At 42.3% G+C, this 23,747-nt stretch carries 21 protein-coding genes and 1 pseudogene; 14 read left to right on the top strand and 8 right to left on the bottom strand.

Annotation, left to right across the window (positions count from 1 at the left end):
• Positions 1–122 precede the first annotated feature (122 nt).
• Together ppk1 and ppx are read left to right on the top strand one after the other, a co-directional pair.
• The gene (ppk1, locus tag PASHI_RS18315) at positions 123–2,204 is read left to right on the top strand and encodes a polyphosphate kinase 1 (RefSeq protein WP_062566618.1); all 2,082 of its coding nucleotides are present in this window, start codon (positions 123–125) and stop codon (positions 2,202–2,204) included.
• Positions 2,197–3,684: an exopolyphosphatase gene (gene ppx, locus PASHI_RS18320; RefSeq protein ID WP_062566619.1), complete on the top strand. Its 1,488-nt coding sequence runs from the start codon at positions 2,197–2,199 to the stop codon at positions 3,682–3,684. The genes ppk1 and ppx overlap by 8 nt, the downstream gene beginning before the upstream one ends.
• Positions 3,685–3,960: 276 nt before the next feature.
• On the opposite strand, the gene PASHI_RS18325 is transcribed toward ppx, so the two are convergent.
• The 7 genes and pseudogenes from PASHI_RS18325 to PASHI_RS18355 form a co-directional block, all read right to left on the bottom strand.
• Positions 3,961–4,416, bottom strand: a complete 456-nt coding sequence (locus PASHI_RS18325; protein ID WP_054563522.1) for a hypothetical protein — start codon at positions 4,414–4,416, stop codon at positions 3,961–3,963.
• A gap of 142 nt (positions 4,417–4,558) precedes the next feature.
• Positions 4,559–7,663, bottom strand: a pseudogene (locus PASHI_RS18330) (efflux RND transporter permease subunit).
• On the bottom strand, positions 7,660–9,117 hold the full coding sequence (locus PASHI_RS18335; protein ID WP_062566620.1) for an efflux RND transporter periplasmic adaptor subunit: 1,458 nt from the start codon (positions 9,115–9,117) through the stop codon (positions 7,660–7,662). The pseudogene PASHI_RS18330 and the gene PASHI_RS18335 overlap by 4 nt, the downstream one beginning before the upstream one ends.
• Entirely contained in the window at positions 9,110–10,432 is a 1,323-nt protein-coding gene (locus PASHI_RS18340; RefSeq protein ID WP_062566621.1) for a TolC family protein, read from the bottom strand. Before PASHI_RS18340 ends, PASHI_RS18335 begins: the two co-directional genes overlap by 8 nt.
• Positions 10,433–10,536: 104 nt before the next feature.
• The gene (locus PASHI_RS18345) at positions 10,537–10,890 is read right to left on the bottom strand and encodes a hypothetical protein (RefSeq protein ID WP_062566622.1); all 354 of its coding nucleotides are present in this window, start codon (positions 10,888–10,890) and stop codon (positions 10,537–10,539) included.
• A 43-nt stretch (positions 10,891–10,933) separates the two neighbouring features.
• Entirely contained in the window at positions 10,934–11,548 is a 615-nt protein-coding gene (locus tag PASHI_RS18350; protein WP_062566623.1) for a paraquat-inducible protein A, read from the bottom strand.
• A 54-nt stretch (positions 11,549–11,602) separates the two neighbouring features.
• Positions 11,603–12,880 carry an EAL and HDOD domain-containing protein gene (locus PASHI_RS18355; protein ID WP_062566624.1) on the bottom strand — a complete coding sequence of 426 codons (1,278 nt, stop codon included), beginning with the start codon at positions 12,878–12,880 and terminating at the stop codon, positions 11,603–11,605.
• A gap of 104 nt (positions 12,881–12,984) precedes the next feature.
• Here PASHI_RS18355 and PASHI_RS18360 point away from each other — a divergent pair, with 104 nt between their 5' ends.
• The 3 genes from PASHI_RS18360 to PASHI_RS18370 all read left to right on the top strand — a co-directional run bounded on the left by PASHI_RS18360 (position 12,985) and on the right by PASHI_RS18370 (position 15,356).
• Positions 12,985–13,749, top strand: coding sequence for a substrate-binding periplasmic protein (locus tag PASHI_RS18360; protein WP_062566625.1), 765 nt, complete (start codon positions 12,985–12,987; stop codon positions 13,747–13,749).
• Between the two features lie 80 nt (positions 13,750–13,829).
• On the top strand, positions 13,830–14,396 hold the full coding sequence (locus PASHI_RS18365) for a PhnA domain-containing protein (RefSeq protein ID WP_062566626.1): 567 nt from the start codon (positions 13,830–13,832) through the stop codon (positions 14,394–14,396).
• Between the two features lie 150 nt (positions 14,397–14,546).
• On the top strand, positions 14,547–15,356 hold the full coding sequence (locus PASHI_RS18370) for an META domain-containing protein (protein ID WP_058583951.1): 810 nt from the start codon (positions 14,547–14,549) through the stop codon (positions 15,354–15,356).
• A 57-nt stretch (positions 15,357–15,413) separates the two neighbouring features.
• On the opposite strand, the gene PASHI_RS18375 is transcribed toward PASHI_RS18370, so the two are convergent.
• Positions 15,414–16,253 carry a 23S rRNA (adenine(2030)-N(6))-methyltransferase RlmJ gene (locus PASHI_RS18375; protein WP_062566627.1) on the bottom strand — a complete coding sequence of 280 codons (840 nt, stop codon included), beginning with the start codon at positions 16,251–16,253 and terminating at the stop codon, positions 15,414–15,416.
• A gap of 240 nt (positions 16,254–16,493) precedes the next feature.
• Between PASHI_RS18375 and PASHI_RS18380 the strand changes: the two genes are divergently transcribed.
• The 9 genes from PASHI_RS18380 (at position 16,494) to PASHI_RS18420 (ending at position 23,692) form a co-directional block, all read left to right on the top strand.
• The gene (locus PASHI_RS18380; RefSeq protein WP_054563591.1) at positions 16,494–16,724 is read left to right on the top strand and encodes a cell division protein ZapB; all 231 of its coding nucleotides are present in this window, start codon (positions 16,494–16,496) and stop codon (positions 16,722–16,724) included.
• Complete coding sequence (locus tag PASHI_RS18385) at positions 16,724–17,011, top strand: cell division protein ZapA (RefSeq protein WP_054563511.1); 288 nt, start codon at positions 16,724–16,726, stop codon at positions 17,009–17,011. Before PASHI_RS18380 ends, PASHI_RS18385 begins: the two co-directional genes overlap by 1 nt.
• 68 nt (positions 17,012–17,079) lie before the next feature.
• On the top strand, positions 17,080–18,066 hold the full coding sequence (locus PASHI_RS18390; RefSeq protein ID WP_062566628.1) for an MBL fold metallo-hydrolase: 987 nt from the start codon (positions 17,080–17,082) through the stop codon (positions 18,064–18,066).
• A gap of 28 nt (positions 18,067–18,094) precedes the next feature.
• Positions 18,095–19,591: a LysM peptidoglycan-binding domain-containing protein gene (locus tag PASHI_RS18395; RefSeq protein ID WP_130167218.1), complete on the top strand. Its 1,497-nt coding sequence runs from the start codon at positions 18,095–18,097 to the stop codon at positions 19,589–19,591.
• 63 nt (positions 19,592–19,654) lie between these two features.
• Complete coding sequence (locus PASHI_RS18400) at positions 19,655–20,143, top strand: FKBP-type peptidyl-prolyl cis-trans isomerase (RefSeq protein WP_054563509.1); 489 nt, start codon at positions 19,655–19,657, stop codon at positions 20,141–20,143.
• Positions 20,144–20,152: 9 nt separating this feature from the next.
• On the top strand, positions 20,153–20,878 hold the full coding sequence (locus PASHI_RS18405) for an SDR family NAD(P)-dependent oxidoreductase (RefSeq protein WP_062566629.1): 726 nt from the start codon (positions 20,153–20,155) through the stop codon (positions 20,876–20,878).
• A complete protein-coding gene (locus tag PASHI_RS18410) occupies positions 20,875–21,717 on the top strand; it encodes an amidohydrolase family protein (protein ID WP_062566630.1) in 843 nt (280 codons plus the stop codon). Before PASHI_RS18405 ends, PASHI_RS18410 begins: the two co-directional genes overlap by 4 nt.
• Positions 21,718–21,761: 44 nt before the next feature.
• Positions 21,762–23,309 (top strand): S41 family peptidase, encoded by a 1,548-nt coding sequence (locus PASHI_RS18415; RefSeq protein ID WP_062566631.1) that lies wholly within the window; start codon positions 21,762–21,764, stop codon positions 23,307–23,309.
• 8 nt (positions 23,310–23,317) lie between these two features.
• The gene (locus PASHI_RS18420; protein ID WP_062566632.1) at positions 23,318–23,692 is read left to right on the top strand and encodes a hypothetical protein; all 375 of its coding nucleotides are present in this window, start codon (positions 23,318–23,320) and stop codon (positions 23,690–23,692) included.
• Positions 23,693–23,747: the final 55 nt, after the last annotated feature.

Genomic DNA, 23,747 nt, shown 5'->3' on the forward strand with positions numbered 1-23,747 from the left:
TTTAAAATTAATGACATACATGTCACATAACTGACATGTATGTCATAAAAGTGATAAATACGTCATATAAACGTCATCTGCATCCTCTATATTCTAACTAGCTATAAACGTTGGAAAACCAGATGAACGCATCACATTCTTCTTCTCAAGCCGTTAATTACTTTGCCAAAGAGCTAAGTTGGCTGTCTTTTAATGAACGCGTGCTGCAAGAAGCTAAAGATAAATCTAACCCGATTATTGAGCGCATGCGCTTTTTAGGTATTTACTCAAACAACATGGATGAGTTTTTCCGTGTCCGTGTTGCTGATGTAAAACGCCGCATATTACTTAATAAAATTCCTGATGCGAACTTTGAAGAAGACGAAATATTACTTCATCAGATCCAAAGCAAAGTGCTACAGCTTGGTAAAAAGTTTAACCAAATTCATAAAGACATTTTAAATGACTTAAACGAGCACAATATTCACGTTGAGTTACCTGAGGAGCTATCTGAATTTCACTTGAGTTGGCTGAAAAAATTCTTCCACGACAATGTGCTGCAACACATATTGCCGATTTTACTCTCTGAAAAGAAAGACTACTCAGATCAAATCAACGACACCATGACCTATTTGTTTGTCGAGATGACCAACCAAAAAAGTCATTATGCCATGATGGAAGTACCAACCGACCGCGTATCTCGTTTTGTTATTTTACCACCAGAGAAAACGCGCCGTCACAAAACCATTGTGATGCTTGATGACATTATCGCCTACTTTATTCGCGATGTGTTTAGCAGCTTTTTTAGCTTTGATGATATTCAATGTTATGCCATCAAATTGACCCGTGATGCCGAATACAACTTAGATGACGAGCTTGAAGAAGGCTTGCTCGATAAAATGTCAAAAGGTCTAAAACAACGTATTTCTGCAGAGCCTGTGCGCCTTGTTTATGACGAGAGCATGCCTGCTGAAATGCTTAAAGTGATGAAAAAGCGCCTTAATATAAGCCAACATGATGCGTTGATCCCCGGCGGTCGTTACCGTAATTTCCGCGATTTCATTGCGTTTCCGAATGTTGGCCGTCAGTATTTAGAAAACAAACCACTGCCTGTATTACAAAGTACGGCTTTTAACAATCACTCAAGTGTGTTTGATGCCATTTCAGAACAAGATATTTTACTGTATTACCCTTATCACACCTTTAACCATTTACTTGAATTTGTACGCCAAGCAGCATTTGACCCAGATGTAACCCAAATTAAGGTCAATATTTATCGCGTTGCGAGTCAGTCTCGACTTGTCTCTACGCTTATTAATGCAGCAAAAAATGGCAAACACGTAACAGTTATGGTTGAGCTGAAAGCGCGCTTTGATGAACAAAACAATATTGAATGGGCAAAAACCCTAAGCAATGCCGGTGTTAAAGTGATCTTTGGTATTCCTGCGTTGAAAGTTCACAGTAAGTTATGCGTTATTCACCGTAAAGAAAAGAACAACATAGTGAAATATGCCCATATAGGCACGGGTAACTTCCACGAAAAAACCGCCAAAATCTACACTGACTTTAGCTTATTCACCAAGTTTGAGGGCATTAGTGAAGAGTGCGATAGTGTGTTTAAGTTTATCGAAAGCAGCTATAAACCATTTCAATTTGATCATTTGATGATTTCGCCAGTCAACGCACGACAAACTATTATGTCGCTAATTGATGCTGAAATAACAAATGTAGAACATGGTAAGGCTGGTAGAATTACGCTCAAAATAAACAACCTTGTTGATAAAGAGCTGGTTGATCACCTCTACTTTGCCGCAAGACGCGGTGTGAAAATTCGTATTATTGTGCGTGGCATGTGTTCGTTAGTGCCCTCTGCCGTTAACGAAAATATTCGCATTATTAGCATTGTTGACCGCTTTTTAGAGCACCCTCGGGTGATGGTGTTTCATAATAATGGCGACGAAAAAGTGTATATTTCATCGGCAGACTGGATGACCCGAAATCTTGATCACCGTGTTGAAGTAGCCGCACCGATTTATGATGAAAAATTAAAACAGCTTATTATTGATATTCTTGAGCTACAGTTTAAAGATAGAACAAAAGCACGCATAATCGATAGCGAACAAAAAAACAGCTATGTGCGCCGCGGCAATCGTAAGAAAATTCGCTCGCAAATTGCCATTTATGACCACCTTAAGAAATGGGAAAGTAACTATAATAATGAATGATTATCCCTCAATTGCTGCCGTTGATTTAGGCTCAAATAGTTTTCATTTAGTGGTGGCAAGAGAGGTCGATGGCTCTTTGCAAATCTTACACAAAGAAAAACAGCGCGTTTACTTAGCTGACGGTTTAGATGATAAAAATCATTTAAGCCAAGAAGCAATCGAACGCGCGCTGGCGATTCTTAAGCAGTTTGCTACTACCTTGCAGGACTTCCCCCTTGAGAATGTCAAAGTGGCGGCAACTTACACATTACGCCGCGCTAAAAATATTCATTCGTTCTTAACCCAAGCAAGTAAAGTGTTTCCTTACCCAATTGAAGTAATATCGGGGCAAGAGGAAGCGCGCTTAATTTACCAAGGTGTTGCCCATTACATTCATCACGATGAAAACCGCTTAGTCATTGATATCGGCGGCGGCAGTACCGAACTCATCATTGGCAAACACTTTAAACATAAATTACTTACTAGCCGCAATATGGGCTGTGTTAGTTACACCAAGCAGTTTTTTGCAGATGGACAAATCACTGCTAAGCGCTTTGCCAAAGCTGAAGTTCGTGCAGAGCAAGAACTCGAAGTGATTTTCGCCAACTACTTATCGGCTGGCTGGCAATCTGTGGTGGGAACATCAGGCACTATTAAATCTATCCTTGCAATGATCAATGCTAACGATGCAGAGCAAGAGCTAATTACTTTAGAGCGATTATTAGAGCTAAAAACTCAGTTTATTGCTGCTAAACAAATAAAAGCGCTACAAATTGAAGGTCTTACACCTGAGCGGCAAGTGAGTATTTGTGGTGGTTTAGCTATTTTAATTGCGGTATTTAGGCTGTTTAAAATCGAAGCGTTGCAATACAGCGACTTTTCACTTCGTGAAGGCCTGCTACATGAAATGCAGCAAAAGCTCGCCCATAAGGATATTCGCACTAATACCATAGCGAACCTATCTGAGCGTAATGCCATAGATAAAGAGCATGCTAACCGCGTCTCGACAACTGCAAAGTGGCTGTTTGAACAAGTAGAAGAGGCATGGCAACTTACCGATCCTGACTACATCAACTTGCTGGATTGGGCCGCGCAGCTGCATGAAATTGGCTTAGGGGTTAATTCATCAGGGATACATAAGCACAGTGCGTATATCGTTGCGAATAGCCAATTGCCTGGCTTTACGCAGCAACAACAAACCTTGCTTAGTTGCATGATCCGTTTTTATCGTAAAAAAATTCGTTTAGAAGAGTTTCCGGCACTGCATACCATGCAGCATTATGAAATATTGCAACTTATTGTGATTTTGCGCTTAGCGGTACTACTGAATCAAAAGCGTATTACCGATCAAGGTTTTAAACTTGAGGTAACAGCCAAGCAAAATAGTATGTTCTTAAAGTTTCACAACAAGTGGCTTAAAGAACATACCTTGCTTTTAGCTGACTTACAGCAAGAGCAAAAATACCTTAAAAAAGTCGGCTTCTTACTCGATTTTCATTAAGCTGATTAATATATACCCAAACCACCTCAAGATGTGAGTTTCAGTTGGAATTAAAAGCGATTTAGGCAAGGCATTGATTGCAAGTAATAGTGGTTCTATTGTTAAGATCAATAACGCAGTATAAATCGCTTTTAAACCAACCCGTTGGGCGCTTCACAGGCACTTACTCTCATCGTTGTTACTTCTTAAAAGGGACTGCCATTCTTACAAAGTAACGCCTTGATATTAAGCACCTGTGAAACGCTGAATTCTGCATCTTGAGGTGGTTTGGGTATACTACATATCCATATGGCGGTTTGAGCTTTGCATCATTTGCTTAAGGCCTTGATGTTCAAGCTCAAGTAAACGTTCGAGCTTTTCTTTACTTTGCTCTGTATCAGCTCGCGATACCAAGTACTCGTATAAGTCGATTACTTTTTGGTGTTGCGTGGTTAAGTAAACCTGAATCGCCTTTTCATCAATTTGCTGATCTGTGCTGATATCGTTAAAAGTAATTAGCTCTGGGTTTTCAGCAAAATACTCATAGCAATAGGTATCAAGCGTGTTTATTTCTGTAATAGCTTTAAAGCCAACGAGATCTTCTGCCAGTTTCTTCTCATATTGCAGGTAATAATCCACCAGCATTTGATTATGCTCGTCCAGTAAGTCTTTAACACTGTGGAAGTTAGCTGCCATTTGAGTATGAAATAACACGGTCCAATCATAAACTTGTTGTATTGTTTTAACTTGCATGTGCATTCCTTATCAAAATCAATTTAATATGACTTTGCATAAATCACACCAGAAATAAACTCATTAATTTTCAATATCTTAAAAATAAAGTGTGTAACTTGCAGCAAGTTAAAGCGTACAAGTTACACACTGACTGTAAAATTTATAGGTAACGTTTACGCCATAGAAAATAAAGCGCAGGTAACACAAGTAGCGTTAAAACTATGGCGCTGAGCATCCCACCGACCATAGGCGCGGCTATTCGGCTCATCACCTCACTGCCCGTTCCAGTGCCATAAAGCACTGGCAGTAACCCTATGATAATAGTGGCAACTGTCATCATCACTGGTCTAACCCGAAGGCCTGCACCATTGATGATTGCTTGGCGCAGCTCTGTAACCGTGAACTGTGCTGATTGCGCTTTAGCATCTCGATAAGCTTGGTTGAGATAAACCAGCATGATCACGCCAATTTCTACGGCAACCCCAGCTAGGGCAATAAAACCAACCCCAACAGCAACCGAGAAGTTGAAGCCTTCAAGGTACATCAGCCAAATACCGCCTATCATAGCAAGCGGTAAGGTCAGCATGATCATTGCCACCTCAATAAAGCTTCTAAAATTGAGGTATAACAGCACCACAATAATTGCCAAGGTTAATGGCAATACGTAACTGAGTTTAGCTTTTGCGCGCTCCATATATTCATATTGCCCCGCCCAAGTAATTGAGTAACCAGCTGGTAGCTCGAGTTGCTCATGCAGCGCTTGTTGCGCACGCTCAACATAACTGCCGATATCACTGCCTTCAATGTCGATTAAGCTCCAGCCATTAATACGAGCATTTTCACTTTTTATACCCGGCGGGCCATCTTCGATGAAGACATGAGCTACATCGGCCAATGCGATACGCTGTCCGTTTGGTGTTACTATCGGTAACAACTTAAGCTCTTCTGGCGAGTCGCGATAATCTTGTGGATAACGTAAGTTAACCGGGTAACGCTCTTGCCCTTCAACAGTTTCGGTCACATTCATACCACCGATAGCAGTAGCAACAACCTGTTGCACATCAGCAATGTTTAAACCGTACCGTGCTGCTTTTTCACGGTTGATATCAACTTTGATGTAGCGACCGCCGGCAACGCGCTCAGAATAAACCGAAGCCGTACCCGGTAAGTCTTTTAATATGACTTCAATTTGCTCACCGATTTTTTGAATTTCACTTAGCTTTGGCCCTGCAACTTTGATCCCCACAGGCGTTTTAATACCAGTGGCAAGCATGTCGATTCGGGTTTTGATTGGCATAACCCACGCATTGGTAAGCCCTGGGAACTTAACCAGATTATCGAGCTCTTTTTTCAGTTTCTCGGTTGTCATGCCCTCGCGCCACTGTGACTTTGGCTTTAACTGAATAAAGGTTTCGATCATGGTGAGCGGCGCAGGATCTGTTGCAGTGTCTGCACGGCCAACCTTACCAAATACCGATTCGACCTCTGGCACACTGGCAATTAGCTTATCGGTCTGCTGTAAGATTTCACGGGCCTTACCAATTGAAATACCTGGGTAAGTAGTTGGCATATACATTAAGTCGCCCTCATCAAGAGGAGGAATAAACTCACTACCAATTTTATTAACCGGGTAAAAGCCAATAGCAGCCAACACTAATGCCAGTACCAGTGTTGTTTTCGGCGCTTTTAATACCGCATTTAACAAGGGTTTATAGGCTGCCACCAATTAGCGGTTTACAGGGTTTTTCTGCTCCGAAATAACCTTACCGCGAATAAAGTAGCCCATTAATACCGGCACCAATGTAATCGCTAAACCAGCCGAAGCTGCCATCGCATAGGTTTTTGTATAAGCCAGTGGCGAGAACATTCGTCCTTCTTGTGCTTCAAGAATAAACACCGGCATAAAGCTAACAGTGATGATCAATAAACTAAAGAATAACGCGGGCCCGACTTCTGCGGCTGAGTCCATCACCACTTGCCAGCGGTTTTCATCGGTCAGTGGGGTTTTCTCCATATGCTTATGCATATTTTCTATCATCACGATAGCACCGTCTGTCATTGCACCAATGGCAATCGCTATCCCGCCAAGCGACATGATATTAGCGTTTATACCTTGCCAATACATAACCACAAAAGCCGTTAAAATACCCATTGGCAACGTGATAATGGCTACGATCGATGAGCGTATATGGAATAAAAACACTACACACACTAAGGCCACGACAATTAATTCTTCAATTAACTTTGAGCTTAAGTTATCAAGCGCTTGGGTAATAAGGTTTGAACGGTCGTACACAGGGATGATTTCAACCCCCTCTGGCAGGCCTTTTTTGAGCGACTCTAGTTTTTCTTTTACTAGTTTGATGGTTGCTTCGGCGTTTTCTCCAAAGCGCATCACTACCACCCCACCGGTTACTTCACCCTCGCCGTTTAGTTCGGCAATACCACGGCGCATTTGCGGCCCAAGTTTTATATCGGCCACATCGCGTAATTGCAGTGGCGTGCCATTGGCATTAGTACCCAGCGGAATGGCTTCTAAATCTGCGACACTTTTAATATAACCTGTGCTCGATACCATGTATTCGGCTTCAGCCATTTCGACCACTGAAGCGCCACGCTCTTGGTTACCTTGTTTAATTGCTGTTTGAATTAAACTTAGCGGAATACCATAAGCACGCAATTTATCGGGGTCGACATTCACCTGATACTGCTTAACCATACCGCCAACAGACGCTACTTCTGATACGCCCGGCACAGTTTGCAGCTCAAACTTTAAAAACCAATCTTGCAGGCTTCGTAGCTGGCTAATATCGTGCTTACCGGTTTTATCCACCAGCGCATACAAGTAAATCCAACCCACCCCTGTTGCATCAGGGCCAAGTTCAGGCCTTGCTGAATCTGGTAAGCGAGCACTTACTTGACTCAAATACTCTTGCACCCGACTACGGGCCCAATAAAGGTCGGTGTCTTCGTTAAAAATAACGTATACATAAGAGTCACCAAAAAACGAAAAGCCCCTTACCGTTTCAGCTCCCGGCACCGACAGCATGGCTGTGGTGATAGGAAACGTTACTTGGTCTTGCACCACTTGAGGCGCTTGTCCTGGATAAGATGTTTTTACAATAACTTGTACATCAGATAAGTCAGGCAAGGCATCAACTGGGGTATTCTTTAAAGAAAAAACCCCAAAGCCTGCCAACATTAAAGACAGCAGTAATACAAAGAAGCGATTACCGACTGACCAACGGATCACGGCAGCTATCATTGCATTTCTCCTTGCATAGGGTGGCTCATGGTCATGATGTCAAAAATCACAAACTCGCCGTCTACCAATTTAAAGGTAAAATGCACTTCATCATCGCTTTGCAAACTAGACATATCGATGCGCGGCGAAAAATGAAATTCCATAGTTGCAGCCTCGCGTCCCCACTTAGGGATAGCCTCACGACTGATCACAGCAGTGCGAGCTTCGCGGTCAATGCTGTTGATCACGCCATTCACCATTGCGCTCTCGCTATCCGGTTCTTGCATACGCATAAAGTCAGAACTCTTACTTGATTCGGAATCTATTAAGAACTGCGCTGAAACCACTACGTTATCGTCTTTCAATAAGCCTGATAAAATTTCGACATCATGATTATCACTACGGCCTAGCGTCACAGCCACTGATTTAAAGCGACCTTCACCTAAATCAATGACAACACGGTCTTGGCTACCTGTGCGGATCACCGCTTCTTTGGCTATCACTAATTGCGGCTCAGTTGGCTTAGTAGTTATGCTCACTTCAGCAAACATATTCGGTTTTAATAAGCCATCTTGGTTGGCAAAACGTAAGCGGACGCGCAGGGTACGGTTTTTCTCATCAAGGGTTGGGTAAATATAATCGACCTTGCCTTGCCAGCGCTTACCCGGTAAGTAATCTAGGTTCATAGTCACTGGCAAGCCTTTATGAATAAGCCCTGCTTGACGCTCAAAAACTTCAGCCTCAACCCACACTTCTTCTAGGTGGGCAATACTCATCATGGTTGTGCCCGGTTTCACAAAGAAGCCTTCGCGGATATTTAGCTCATCCAATACACCACTTTGCTTGGCATAAAAGGTAATGTTTTGTCTGACCTTGTGGCTTTGCTCTAATCGGGCAATAAAATCGTCAGAAACATTCAGTGAGGCTAAGCGTGCTTTTGCCGCACGTATAAGCACTGCATTGTTACGTTTAAGGGCAAGCAGTAACTCTTCTTGTGCATTCACTAGCTGTGGAGAATACAAGGTATAAAGTGGCTCGCCTTGCTTAACTTGGTCACCTGCAGCTTTTACATATAAGGTTTCTATCCAACCTTCGACACGAGGGTGAATATGCACGAGTTGGTCTTGGTCGTATTGCACATAACCAACCGTATCAACCGTCGTTTGTAATGATTTAAAGCGTACGGGCGCTGTTCTTACCCCTAAGTTATTAACGACTGCTGGTGAGATTCTCACTGTACCTGGGCTGTCTTCAGCGCTACTTTGCTCCTCATAAACGGGGACTAATTCCATACCCATTGGTGATAAACCCGGTTCATCACGGCGGTAATTACTGTCCATAGGCGCCACCCAATATAGCGGCTTTTTCTCAGCGCTTGGCATAGCTCCATGATCTGGCTCAGCTAGTTTATTTACAGCTGTTGCCAATGCCGCACCTACCGCCAAGGCGATAACTAATTTCACTGTATTATTCATTGCTAGCTCCTTGGCTTTGTGCTGCATTTATTTGGTTATCTTTTGCTGCTGCGTAATAGTTAAGGCGAGCGAGGGTTATTTGTTTGTCTATTTCGATATTCAACGCATCAATTTTTGCGTTAAGTTCGCTGATGCGTGCGCGCATCACTTCTGAAAAGTCACCATCATCATTGGTGTAAGCATTTAACGTCGCCTCCGCTTGCTCTGCCATTTGCGGTAATAGCTGCTGTTGATACAGCGCTTTGCGCTGAGCAAGTCGGCTTAATTGGCTAAGCTCTTTAAAATACTGACCTTGCAGTTTTTGTAGAGTAATAAGTTTGTTGGTCTTTACCGCCTCGGCATTAGCTATTGCCGCGTTAACTTGTTGGTCTTGACGGTTATCAGTAAACAGCGGTAAATCAACACTCACCCCAATAGAGAGTAAATCAGCTCGAGAGTCCCCCATAGGGGTATCATCACGATAGCCATAGCCTAGGTTCATACCAAATTGCGGTTTATACGCTTCTTTCGCCACTTGCACTTGAGTGTTTTTAGCACGCATTGCATGATCAATGGCGATAATTGCCGGGTGGCTCATCAGCACTTCAGTCACCCCCGATGGTGCAAGCTCTTGATAAGACATTAGTGCAGCCACCTTGGTATTTTCATCGCTCACGGCACCGTTTAGCATTTCAATAGGTAGCCATTGAGCTAGTCGCTTTTTGGCACTATCAAACTGTTGCTCTAACATCACCAGCTTATCTTCAATACGAGTCAGCTCTAACTGAGCGCGAATAATATCCTGCTGGCGAGTCGCACCAAGTGTATTGGCATAGCTTGCCTCTGTAATATCAATAAGTTGATTAAATAATGCTTTATCTTGGTTGATCAGTTGAATACTTTTTTGTGCACGATAGGCATTTAGCCAAGCTTCGGTAACAATAGCTTTAACCTGTGCTTGGCGGTCAGCTCTTAGCCAAGGATATTGCTCAGCCGATTGTTTTAAAGCTTGTTGCTGTAAGGCAAGACTATCACCTCGGCTAAATTGTTGTGACAAGCCTACTTTGAATTGCGTCATACCCTCTTGATCAAAGGTAAAGCCATTGGTTGGTAAATTCATTAGCCCAACGGTTAATACTGGATCAGGCAAGGTACCGGCCGCAATGCTTTGCGCTTCTATCGCCTGTTGCTGGTATTTATTTGCTTGTAACCAAGGCTCGTGAGTCAATGCATAATCAATCACCTGATTGAGCGCCAATGGCTCTGCTTTCACTAAACTTGAGGTTATCAATACTGCGCCTAGAGAAAGCGCCTTAATCAATTTGCTGTGAATCATCACATGCTCCAAAAATCTTAAAAATGGTTAAAAAACAATAGATTTTGGGTGCAGAATAAGGAGTATTTCAGCGTTTTACTGAATTTTAGACAGACCTATCCTGCTTAAGCAGTAATAGGTGGGCGGTATAAAGAACTTGCGTGGAAACTAAGCTGGCTGGCGCCTAACACGGTGACTTTTTCTGATTGCTTAATTGATTTAACAACTAAATCATTTAACGGCAGGAGTGAGTGAGCTGTACAGGCATTGAACGGACACGCACAATCGCTGTTATCCATTACGTCTTCATGGCAACAGTCCATATCACTCATGTCGCTGTCAGCACTCATATTAGCATGATGTTCCATTTGCATGCTGGCATGTGGCATATCACATACCATAGCAACAGACGCAACTGACTGACCCACAAAAGTGAGCAGCATCATAGCTATCAATAAGTAGCTTGAAAGTCGCGTCATCATCATACCTTAAAAATTAATTGCCCAAATTGTAGCCCGAAATTTACGCGCTCGACAAGGGTTTATCTATTTTAATGCTACTGCTGGCGGCAATAGCAAACAGGCAATAGCCAGTAAAATACCAAAATCCATCCCCCAATTCGGCATGCATTTTGATTAGCTCGCCCATTTGCCCATCGGCATTACCTGCTAAATAAGACACGATCAATGCAATCACAAACACATCGACCATACTCCATTTACTTAGGCCTTGTATGAGTTGACCGAGCAAATGCTTAAATCTATTCGCAGGTAAAAAATAATAAAGCAATTGCATCAGGAGTTTTAAAGTGGGAATAACAATCGAGAACACTGCAACAAGCGCGGCAACAAGGTAGTTTTTGTTATTGGCTAGCTCATTCACGGTGCCCCAAATGCTGCGTGTTTTTTTGTAGGCATCTATTTCACCTTCAAGCTTATCAAGCCCCAACATGCTTGAAGCCATCATTAACACGCTACGGGTATTGCGATCGCCTTCATCGGCAATCATTTCAATACCTGTTTTGGCAAGCTTAGATTTATCGATTTTTCCTTCTAGGGTGAGCACAGGCTGGGTTACACCGGGAATTAGTAACGCCAAGGCAATTAAAATAGCCAGTACTGGAAAAACAACACGCATTAGTTACAAACCTTTTTAATACTCAGAGCCCGCATCATAACGAACTCTGCGCTTTTAGTCTGTAACCGATGATAAGCTTGCGAACACTTCATCGGCATAAGCACGGGCATCGTACATAGCTTGAAAAACCACATCCATCTTTGACGCAGGGCGGATCATCATTAGCAGCTCATGAGCAGTTTGCCATTGCTCTTCTTCCATCGCCTTAACAAGTTGTAAGCTCGCACCTTGCATGCCATTAAAGTTTAACAATGCGCTCGAAAGCTCACTACCCAGTGAAAACTCTTTGGCAATGATATCAAGCTCCATATCTAAAATAGCATCAAGTACGGATAGTAAACCGACTAAATAACCCTGCTCAGCTAGGTCTTTACCACCGGGTTCAAGCATCAGCGCAATAAACTTAGCTCTTGTTAAGCCCAGTTTAGTTAGCTCTTGCGGTTTATCATTGCCTAACTCGCTCAGCGCTAATACCCGTACAAATTGTCTAATCGCGTCTTCACCAAGGTAAATAACCGCTTGTGAAATAGAACGAATTGTTTGCTGACTATTGCTTATACGCGCATTAACTAATTTTAAAATGCGTGCTGTAAGGCCTATATCTTTAGCAACTCGTTGTTGAATTGCATCAAAATTTAAATCTGTTTGCGCAGTACAGTTAAGTAATTCAAGCACAGCAACTTTTGATGGTTCAACATTACCAAAACTTAAAAGCTCTGGCTTGGCAAAAAAGTAGCCTTGAAACAGGTCGCAACCAGCCGCTTTTAGTTGCTTAAAGTCTTCATAAGTTTCAATGCGCTCCACTATGATAGTGGTTTCTGGGAAGCTGCGTTTGAGCTTTTTGATCATCATGTTGGTTTTGATAATCGGCTGCGTAACTTCAAGCTTAATAAAATCCATCAAAGGCAAAATATATTGCCATTTATCTGTGCCATCGTAATCATCAAGCGCGAACAAATAGCCTTCTTGTTTTAATTGCTTAACGCGGCTTACTACTTTGGGAATGCTAGTAGCCCGCTCCACTATTTCGATAACCGCACTGCGTGGTTGCAGCAACTTAGGGAAGTCATCCAAAATAGCGTCAGTCGATAGGTTGATAAACGCAGGTTGAAAACCCGTTAGCTTCTCGAGTCCCATCAACATTAACGCATTAAAAAACAGTCGCCCCGTTGCTTGGCCATCACTCGTGCCTACCGGAAAGACATTATCACTCGATTCTCTATACAATAATTCGTAAGCATACAAACTTCTATCAGCATTAAATATTGGCTGCCGGGCTATATACTGAGTCATGCTCTGACTTTTGTTACCTTCCATACTTAATTCTGACATTCTACTTCTCACTTAGATGTGGCTATCTCCACATTACTATTGTTATAAGTATAGTGAAAGATGTTTGCCTTGCTAAAAAACAAAAACCCAACCAAACTAGGTACATGAAAACGAATTCAATCAGACTATTGCGCTTCTCTAACTCGATTTTCTTAATTTTACTTTTTCTTACTCAAGCAGTTTTGGCTGAGCAGCAACCTGTACTGAAATACAATGTAACCGGCTCTGGGAACTACTATCCTTACTATATTGATGATAAAAGCAATCCAGGGATCCTTCCTGAAATTATCAAACAAGTTATGCTGCTTGCTGATATTCAAGTGCAGCATGTCGAGCTTCCTGCAAAACGAACCGTTAAATACCTTCACCAAGGACATATCGATTTTGATGTCATAAGCCCCGAATGGCTGAGCCAGACAGAAAAACAAAATCCACAGTTTAGTTACTCAAACACCCTGTTTACCGTTGAAGAGTATCTAGTGAGCTTAAAAAGCTCTGTGGCTCAATGGCAGCAACTCAACAGTATTCGTAATCAACCCGTAGGGACTGTTTTAGGCTATTACTATTATGACGATAACCGCTTTAAACGGGTTGATTTTCACTCTGAACAACAACTCATTCAGGCGTTAAAAATGCAACGAATTGAGGTCGTCATAATTGATAAACTGCCAGCATTATATTGGGCTGAGCAATTTGATGCAGATATCAGCTTTGGTGCATTACATTCGCTAGGTAATCTAAAAATTCGCCTGCGCAGTGAGCATCAATCATTGTTACCAAAAATAAATACAGCAATCAAAGAACTTAAAAATTCTGGCCGCTTAGATGCCATAATCAATAAATACACAAAAAGCATACCCCTACAATAATTAGGGATATTCCGCTTTGGACCTGCTTTTGCTATAATGCGCGCTGTTTTTCTTACCTTGTTAACTAAAAAGAGCCTCCTATGAGCATTGAACAAGCCCTAATCGAACGCAGTAATAACCAATGTGAACTTTGTGCCGCTACAGATAACCTGTCTGTATACGAAGTACCGCCTGTTACAGAGGCTCATTCTGATAAATGCATTTACGTTTGCCAAACTTGTAAAGATCAAATTGAAAATAATGCTGATTTAACTGCAAACCACTGGCATTGCTTGAACGACAGCATGTGGAGTCAAACTCCTGCTGTACAAGTTGTGGCTTATCGCATGTTAAAGCGCTTAGCTGCTGATAACGGCTGGGCACAAGATGCACTAGATATGATTTATCTTGAAGAAGACACGTTAAAATGGGCGCAAACAGCCCTAGCTGAAGATGACGATATTAAGCACATCGACAGTAATGGTGTTGTACTTCAAGCGGGTGACACTGTGATACTTATTAAAGATCTTGATGTGAAAGGCAGCAGCCTTGTTGCTAAGCGTGGCACAGCAGTAAGAAACATTGGCTTAACGAGCAACCCAGAACATATTGAAGGCCGTGTTGATGGTCAACGCATTGTTATTCTAACCAAATACGTGAAAAAATAACGAGCACTCAATTTGCTTTTTAAAGCGAATCCGTAATTAAGAAAATGGGCCTAGTGCCCATTTTTTGTTAATTAAGCTATGATTAAGTCAGCGAACTTTATGCTTATTCAATTACAAAGACGCATAACCCTAAAACGCAAGGAAACAATCATGGCTTCGGATACCATCTCATCTTTCAAACGCGCTTCTCTATGCAGTTTAATGATCTTAGGGAGCAGCTTAGTATTAACAGGTTGTGGTGAAGACTCTGCCGCACCACAAGCTGAGCAATCAACAATGAAAACCCTCAATACTCAGGTTATTTATTTAGACCGCAGCATGCTGCCACCGGGTTCAGTATTAAAAGTACAACTTGCTGATGTATCAAAAATGGATGCCAAAGCAGAGGTTATCAGCGAACAAGAAATTGAATTAAATGGTGCACCACCATACAACGTGGCACTTGAGTATGACGAAAGCAAAATTGCTGACCGTCACCGCTACAGTGTGAGTGCACGCATTGAGAATCAAGGTAAATTACTTTACATCAGCACCACTCATAATAATCCATTTGCCGAAGATGCCTCTGGTGATGTGTACAAGGTGACAGTGACAAAAGTATCAGCGAAAAAGCCAGACGTGACATTGACCAATACGTATTGGAAAGCAGTTACAATCAGCGGTGAGGCTATCACCGTTGAAAATAAAGAACCTTTCGTACAGTTTAAAGACGATGGTTCAACCAATGGTCACTTAGGATGTAATAACTTCTCAGGTAGTTACGAGGTTAACGAGCAGACGCTTACATTCAACCCATTAGCAAGCACCAAAAAAATGTGTGTATCACAAATGGATATTGAAGCGGCCATGTCTGCAGCGCTTGCGGCAACAGCTAAGTACTCTATCAATGGTGAACAGTTAACCTTGTTAGATGATAGTGATGAGCCACTTGCGACCTTCGCAGCGACTTATATGAATTAACAACAGTTAAATAAAAAAAACGCCCAGCAATTGCTGGGCGTTTTTGTATTGAAGAAATTATTCTTCAACTAACTGTTCACTGCGATAAAAACCACTGCTATCGCTTAGTAATGAAACAAGCTCTGGTAATACCGCATCCATTGTTTGCTTTAGTTTCCATGGCGGGTTGATCACTATCATACCCGATGCTGTCATACCGTGAACGTCGGTGTCTGCCTCTGTTGCAAGCTCGAAAAGCTGAATGTTACGCATACCCGATGCGATTAAACCCGCTTCCATTCTGTCAATTCGCTCACGATCTACAACCGGATACCAAATCATGTACGTTCCAGTTGCAAAGCGTTTATGCGCTTTCACAAGGGTATTAACAACTGTATCGTAATCGTTTTTAATTTCGTAAGGAGGGTCAATAAGCACACAAGCTCGACGTGATGCTGGTGGTAATAAACCAATTAAGCCTTGAAAGCCGTTTTCACCACGTACGCGAATAGAACGCTTACCTTTCATGTTGTCTTGCAGTAACTCTAAGTCACGTGGATGCAACTCAAAGAACCAACCGTTATCTTGGCGACGTAAAAAGTGCTCTGCAATTTTTGGCGAACCGGGGTAAAAATCTAAATTACCATTTGAGTTAAATGATCTAATCAACTCAATGTATTCATTAAGTGCATTGTGTTCACTGTTATGCTGCCAAAGCTTAGCAATCCCATCTAAATACTCTTGTGTTTTTTGTGCATCACTGCCTGCAAGTTCAAAAAAGCCAGCACCTGAGTGGGTGTCCACATAATCAAGTGGTTTATCTTTAATTGTTTGGTATTTAAGAACTTCAGCTAGAACAAGATGTTTTAGCACATCAGCAGGGTTGCCTGCATGAAAAGAGTGTCGATAACTAAGCATATTTATAAATCGCCAAATGCAAATCTGCATTAAAAATGAATAGCCATATTGTACATGATAAACAGAAAATGATCCTAGCATCTGCCGCTTTGGTGAATCATAAATGAATAAAAAAGCCGCTACGCTGAATTACACCTTAATAATAAATAAAAATCCTCTAAAACGGCCGTAAATGCTGGCATATCAAGACACTTTCCTTTACATTTGCATGACAATAATCACAGTTTTATGAGCGCATTTATGAATAACGAAACTCTTTCCCAACTCGAACAACTGATCGACAAGTTAATTCTTCGCAACAGTGAACTTGAAAGCGAAGTTAAAAGCTTACAAGAGCAAAACTCTAAGCTTTTAGATGAGAACGAAACTCTGCAACTAGAAGTACTAGAAAACGAAGAGAAACAAAAAGATACAAGCAGCACACTAACTGGCCTGCTTGAGAAATTACAAAGCGTTCAACAGGCTAGCTAATGAGCGGCCCACAAAGTCAGCGGGTCACCGTAGAGCTACTAGGTAAAGAACATGAGTTCTCTTGCCCACCTGGGCAAGAACACGCCCTAGTTGCTGCTGCACAAAATTTGAATGACTTAGTGGAGCAAATGAAACAACGCTCATCGGTTCGCAATGACCAAAAAGCGTTGCTGATGGCAGCATTACATTTAAGTCATGAATTGCTTGAAGTTAAATCTCAACAAGCAGAACAAGAGCAACAACATGACAGCTTAATAGATAAGCTCAGCCAGCACCTTAGTATTTAGAAAAAAGCGCATCCTGCGCTTTTTTTGTTTACAATCAATTCTACTAACCACTATCAGAGCGAAACACTATGCGATTTTGTGCTTTTTTGATCTGTCTTTTCGTAAGCTATAGCGCCCAAGCAAGCGTTAGCTGGCATAGCATCACTCCCGAAATCCAATTTCTACAACAACAAAATAAACTGCGTTTTTACGATTCGAATCAAGTGCTGATTGAAGGTAAAGAATGCGCATTAATGTTTGATGCCAGTGGTAACTTTGCCGAAGTAGAAAAGCTCGCAGTGCAGTTAAAAAAACGCTTAAAAACACCATTATGTTATTTAGTGGCGAGCCATTATCATGATGATCACCTGCTAGGCTTGGCCGTTTTACAGGCTGAGTTCCCTGAAGCTAAGCTTATTGTGCATCAGCAAGTAGCAACTGAGTTTGTAGCAATGCAGCAAGCATTGACAGATAAATTAGATGGTTATGAAAAAAGTATTGAATTGAGCTATCAACGCCTTGCCAATCAACCTGAAGATCAACAAGCTATTTGGCGCGACAAACTAGAACTTGCTAAAAAACGCTTATTTCGCTGGCGAGAGCTCACCTTAAAGCCACCGGCGCTTAGCATTCCTGAACCAACACAGCTAGACCTTGGTAATTACCCTATCGTTATTACACCGTATCAAGCGCACACTAAAGGCGATCTTACTTTAAGTGCAGATCAAGGTCGCGTGCTGTTAGGTGGCGATATAGTCGACAGCTTACCCTATCCTGGGCATGGTACATTCACTCGCTGGATAACCACGCTGCAAGGTATCCAAAAAAATACCACACTGACAACTATTTTACCGGGTCACGGTAAGCCACTGACACCTGCTGAACTTGCACTCCCTTTAAGGTTTTTAAAAACCATTCAAGAGATGACAAATTCCTCGCCAGATAAACCAGTGAGTGAATTAATTCCGCTTTTTCCTGCAGAGGTTAAACAGCAATACCAGCTTGATGAAGTGGGCGAAAGAGCGTTTTCTATGTTTCTAGAAGCTGGACTTAAACAAAGCAAATTGTCAAAATAGGGCTAAAATAGTAAAAGGATTTTATTATATGGCTCAAGTAAGTTTGAAATATTTACTTTTGCTGAGCTTGTTTATTGGCTTACAAGGATGCCAAGTAACTCAGCAAGAAACAGAACAACAACGGGCAAGGCCGGAGATTTTTAGCCATTATGAGCCCGATTTAACAACCCAACAAGCACCTAGTGAGTTTGTCGATTCAACAGCTGTTGAACCACGTCCTGTTGCTGCGCCCATAGCAGTCAATAATACCCCGTTAGCAAAGCCTCGTTCGAAAGATCTATGGCAGCATATCGCCAACAATTTAACGCTGGTATTTCAAACCAACAAACATACATCTGCACGAGTAAAATGGTATTTAAAACAGCCCAATTACCTGATTAAAGTAAATAAACGTGCGGCACCTTATTTGTATCATATCGTCACACGTATCGAGCAACAGAAGCTACCGATGGAGCTGGCCCTATTACCCTTTGTTGAAAGTGATTTTAGACCAACAATACGATCATCAGAGCAAGCCGTTGGTGTTTGGCAGTTAGTCGGCGCAACGGCTTATCATTTTGGTGTGCAAAGCGACCAATGGTATGACGGTCGCCAAGACATACTCGCTTCAACCGATGCCGCTTTAGCTTATTTAAGTTACTTACATAAACGCTTTGATGGTGACTGGCTGCATGCCCTTGCTGCCTATAACAGTGGTGAAGGACGCGTTAAAAAAGCCATCGAAAAAAATAAAAAGCTTGGCAAGAAAACTGACTATTGGTCATTATCATTACCAAAAGAAACCGCTGAATATATACCTAAACTTTTGGCACTTAGCTATTTACTAAAGCATCCTGAACAAGGCTTAAAGCGCCCTAAATTAGCGAATAAAGCACTCACCACAGAATTTGATGTTGGCCAGCAATTTGATTTTTCGGTGATCGCTAACTTATCTGGCGTGGGGCATAATCAGCTCCACAAATTAAACCCAGGATATTTAAAAAACCAAAGCTCGCCAAATGGTCCACATACTCTGCTTTTACCTATGGAGCGCCGCACCTTGTTGCAAAGTAAGCTGTTTCGCAACAACTTTGCCGGTGAGTATATAGTGCAAAAAGACGATACCCTTTATGGCATTGCCAGACGCTTTAATATGTCTGTAAAGGATCTGAAAGCGCTTAATAGCAAAACAAGTAACCTGATTAAGGTCGGTGAACAATTGCGCTTATCACAGCCCCAAACCATGCCGGAATCACTTATGGTTGATTACAATATCAGCCCTTACCTTGAACAGCATGAGGAAGTTATCGCAACCATTGCGGTTGATTACCTAGTCAAACCAGGTGATTCAATTTGGAGTATCAGTCAGCTATACGACGTGCCTCATAAAGACGTTGCAACGTGGAATAAACTCAGTGCCACCAGCATTTTAAAACCAGGCACCATTTTGACATTGCACCTACCGCAAGCAAAACCCGCTGAGCCGCAAGTACCAGCCAGCGAAGCCATGTTGTCAGGCATCGAAAGCTCTTTGAAAAAGCCTTGATTGCTCACTCTTTGTGGTTAGCGTAAAATCAGCGCCTATATTTAAATTCTAAAGAGAAATAACATGCAGATCAGTAAAGACGCAGCGGTTGAGTTTCACTACACACTTAGTGAAGCAGGCGAGCAAATCGAATCAAGTAAAGATGGCGAGCCACTTTCATATATCCATGGCACTGAAGGCATGCTTCCTGGTCTTGAAAAAGCCCTTGAAGGTAAATCGGCTGGCGATAACTTTAGCGTAACACTTGAGCCTAGCGAGTCTTACGGCGAGCGCGTTGATAACCTTATTCAACGTATTCCACTTAAGCATTTACAAGGCAACACAAAAGTGTGGAAGCCTGGTATGACTGCAATCGTTCATTCAAACCAAGGTCGCCACCAAGTGACTATAGTTAAAGTGGGCCGTTTCAATGCAGATTGTGATTTAAACCACCCATTTGCTGGTAAAACACTAACGTTTGATGTTGAGGTGATTAATGTTCGCCAAGCAACTGCCGAAGAATTATCACACGGCCACGTGCACGGTGAAGGCGGTTGTGGCCACAGCCATTAAGGGTAAATGATGACAAACGTTGCAATTGTCACTGGTGGCAGTAAAGGTATTGGCAAAGCTATTGTTGAGCGTTTAGAGCGTGAAGACTACACAGTATATAACTTAGATATCACCCCGTCTGAGGGCAACTATCGCCACTGTGATGTTAGTGATGTTCAGCAGGTGAAGTCAGTTATCGCCGAAATTATTGCCGAGACGGGTCGCGTCGATGCCTTAATCTCTAATGCGGGTCGTCATTTAAGTGCCAGCATCGAAAATACCGATGAGGCAACGTTTGATGCCCTGTTTGCGCTCAATGTGAAAGGTGCCTATGCAGCAATTCAAGCTGTATTACCTAGCATGAAAAGCCTGCAAGGCGGCAGTATCGTATTGGTTGCCTCTGATCAGGCAATCATTGGCAAACCAAACTCGTTTGCTTATAACCTAACCAAGCACGCGCTAGCTTCAATGGCAAAAACGACAGCACTGGATTATGCCGCGTTTAACATTCGTGCTAATGCGGTTTGTCCGGGGACGATAGAAACACCACTGTTTCATAATGCGATTGATGCATATTGTCAGCGCAGTGGTGCCGATAAAGCAGAAATTGTTGCTGAAGAAGCCGCGCTGCAGCCGCTAGGCCGTTTAGGGCAACCAGAAGAAATTGCTGCTTTGGTGAATTTTTTAATAAGCCCAGAAGCAAGCTTTATTACTGGTAGCTTACAAAGCATTGATGGTGGATACACTACGCAATGAGCGACAAAATTATTGACCCCCATGTGCACTTTTTTAACCTCACTGAGGGTCAATACACTTGGCTACAAGGTAACAACCCCCCTGCTTGGCCAAATCTAGATAAAATAAAAAAGCAAATTACTGCTTCAGAGCTTAAAGCCGCTTGCCCATTTCAACTAGAAGCACTGGTGCATATTGAAGCTGGCTTTGATAACCAAGCGCCAGTGAATGAGCTTAATTGGCTTGCAACGCATTTAAATGACATTCCCTATCGCGCAATCAGCTACAGCGCGATTGACGCATCTAGCAAACGCTTTAAAGCGTCACTCAATGAGTTAAAGCACTCATCTTTGGTTGGTATTCGCGATATAACCGAAGGTGATGAAGCAAAGCGCTTATTAACTGCTCACTGCCAAGATAACCTAGCTATGCTCGCAAGCGAAAACTTACACTTTGAAGCACAGTTTGAAATTGAAAACATGCAGGTAACCGAGCAGCTTATTAAATATTGCATCGCACTGCCCTCATTACGTGTGGTAATTAATCATTTAGGCTTTATTAGTAATGAGCAAAGATGGCTCGAAGCAATCATTAAACTCAGCCGCTGCGATAATATCGCAATAAAGTTCTCAGGGTTAGAATTCACACAAATTGCCGTAAACAAACATCTTTGGCTGGTTAATAATTTAGTTAAGTACTTTGGTGAACATCGCGTTATGTTTGCCAGTAATTTCCCTGTTTGCCAAATAAATACCAGTTACACAAACTGCTGGCAGCACTATCACTCACTGTGCTCGCAGTCGAGTTTATGGCATAAACTAAGCTATAAAAACGCCCGCGAAATCTATCTAATTGCTTAAAAACTAGCTATATTCAGGTCAGTAAAGCTGTTTAGGTTGGTGTTATGTTTGTTCATTTTAAAAAGCCTTTAGCTGCTGTAGCAGTTACTTGTTCGCTCATTATCACAGGCTGTGGTGGTTCTGGTAACTCAGAGTCAGGGACTATCGATGCTGCTGATATCACATGGACTGAAGGTGTATTTGAGCCATCAAGTAAGTTTGACCAACAATGCCAAGCACTTAATGAAAAGCACTGGCTACGCGCTTGGAGTCACGAAACCTACCTTTGGTATGACGAAATTGTTGATCGCGACCCTGCATTGACTGATGGTGTTTTAAATTACTTTGCCTTATTAAAAACCCAAAACACCACTGATTCAGGTGCAAACAAAGATAACTTTCATGCCAGCTTGCCAACTGACGAGTGGCAAGCTCAGAGCCAATCGGGTCAGTCTTTTGGTTATGGCTTTAAACTTAAGTTAATCAGTGCCAGCGCCCCTCGCCAAGGGATTATCAGCTACACAGAACCTAACTCACCGGCTGCAAACCTCAACCTGAGCCGAGGCTTAGAAGTCATTGAAGTGGATGGCGTTGACTTTGTTAATGCCAGCACCCAAGCCGAGGTTGATGTATTAAATGCAGGCCTCTTTCCATCAGAGTCTGGCAAGGTGACCTCTTTTGTATTCAAAGACATTAATACCAGCGAAATTCGTGAAGTCACAATGACTGCACAAACTATTACAGGCCAAGCAGTTAGCAACATAAAGACCTTCGCTAATGGTGAAGTAGGCTACTTTCAGTTTAATCGCCATAATGCTGTAGCAGAAAAACCCTTATACGATGCCTTTAATGATTTAGCTGCAAGTAACGTTAAAGATTTAATTATTGATATGCGCTATAACCCAGGTGGATTCCTGCAAATGGCCAGCCAAGTTGCTTACATGGTAGCAGGTGAAAGCAACACCACAGGTAAAATCTTCGAGCGCACTATTTTTAATGATCAGCATCCAACGTTTAACCCAATCACTGGCGATCGCTTAGAGCCTGTTTATTTTACTGATGAGTTTTTAGGCTTTGCCGAAAACCCAGCTGTCAGTCCAGGAACCCCATTGCCTTCGTTGAACCTAGAACGTGTTTTTGTGCTGACAACGGGTAACACCTGCTCAGCAAGTGAGGCAGTGATTAATGGCCTACGCGGTGCTGATATCGAGGTAATTCAAATAGGCGAAACAACCTGTGGCAAACCCTATGGTTACTACCCAACTGATAACTGTGATACTACGTATTTCAGCATTCAGTTTACCGGTGTCAATAATAAGGAGTTTGGTGAATATGCAGATGGCTTTGCACCACAAAACAGCAACGATAGCGAGTTTCAACCTGTAATGATCCCAGGCTGCGCTGTAGCTGACGACTTCACTCATCAATTAGGCGATGAAAGTGAAGCTATGCTAAGTACAGCGCTTAGCTATCGTGAGACTGGCCGCTGCCCTGCCGCCACTTCAACGATTAGTGAACAAGGGTTTGCACCGGCTATTTTTACAGACACACCGAAAGTGCTTGATACCCGTACTTCTACCTTGCTTCAGCAAAGTAAAATTTTAGAGCAGTAGGAACCTTAATGAGAGCCCAACTAACTAGTCTATTACTGTTATCGACACTGCTAGGCTGTAGTGCTCAAAGCCAAGAGCCAACACCGAAACTGCAGCATGCGCGGTTAACTGAGCCACAAAGTGAGCTAATAGCAAAAGGGATAGCAAGACTAATGCATAGCAAGCCTATCGCTGTAGCCGATGATGCGTTTATAAATAGCAGTATATTAGTGACTGATAGTATGAATGTACTGGATGCGCAAGGTAACCCGATAATGGGTAAACAGCTAGCTATGCCTGAGCGTTTTGAATTATTAATCAAAAATAAAATGTGTTTTGTGCGCCATTTAGATAGTAAAGCGACCGAGCCATTGCCTTTGGTAAAATGTAAACCGATAAACTAACCTAAACTAAAAAGCAGATATAAAAAAAGCCCTTACGGGCTTTTTTAGTCGGGGG

The organism is Pseudoalteromonas shioyasakiensis (assembly GCF_001550135.1).
Taxonomy (GTDB): Bacteria; Pseudomonadota; Gammaproteobacteria; order Enterobacterales; family Alteromonadaceae; genus Pseudoalteromonas; species Pseudoalteromonas shioyasakiensis.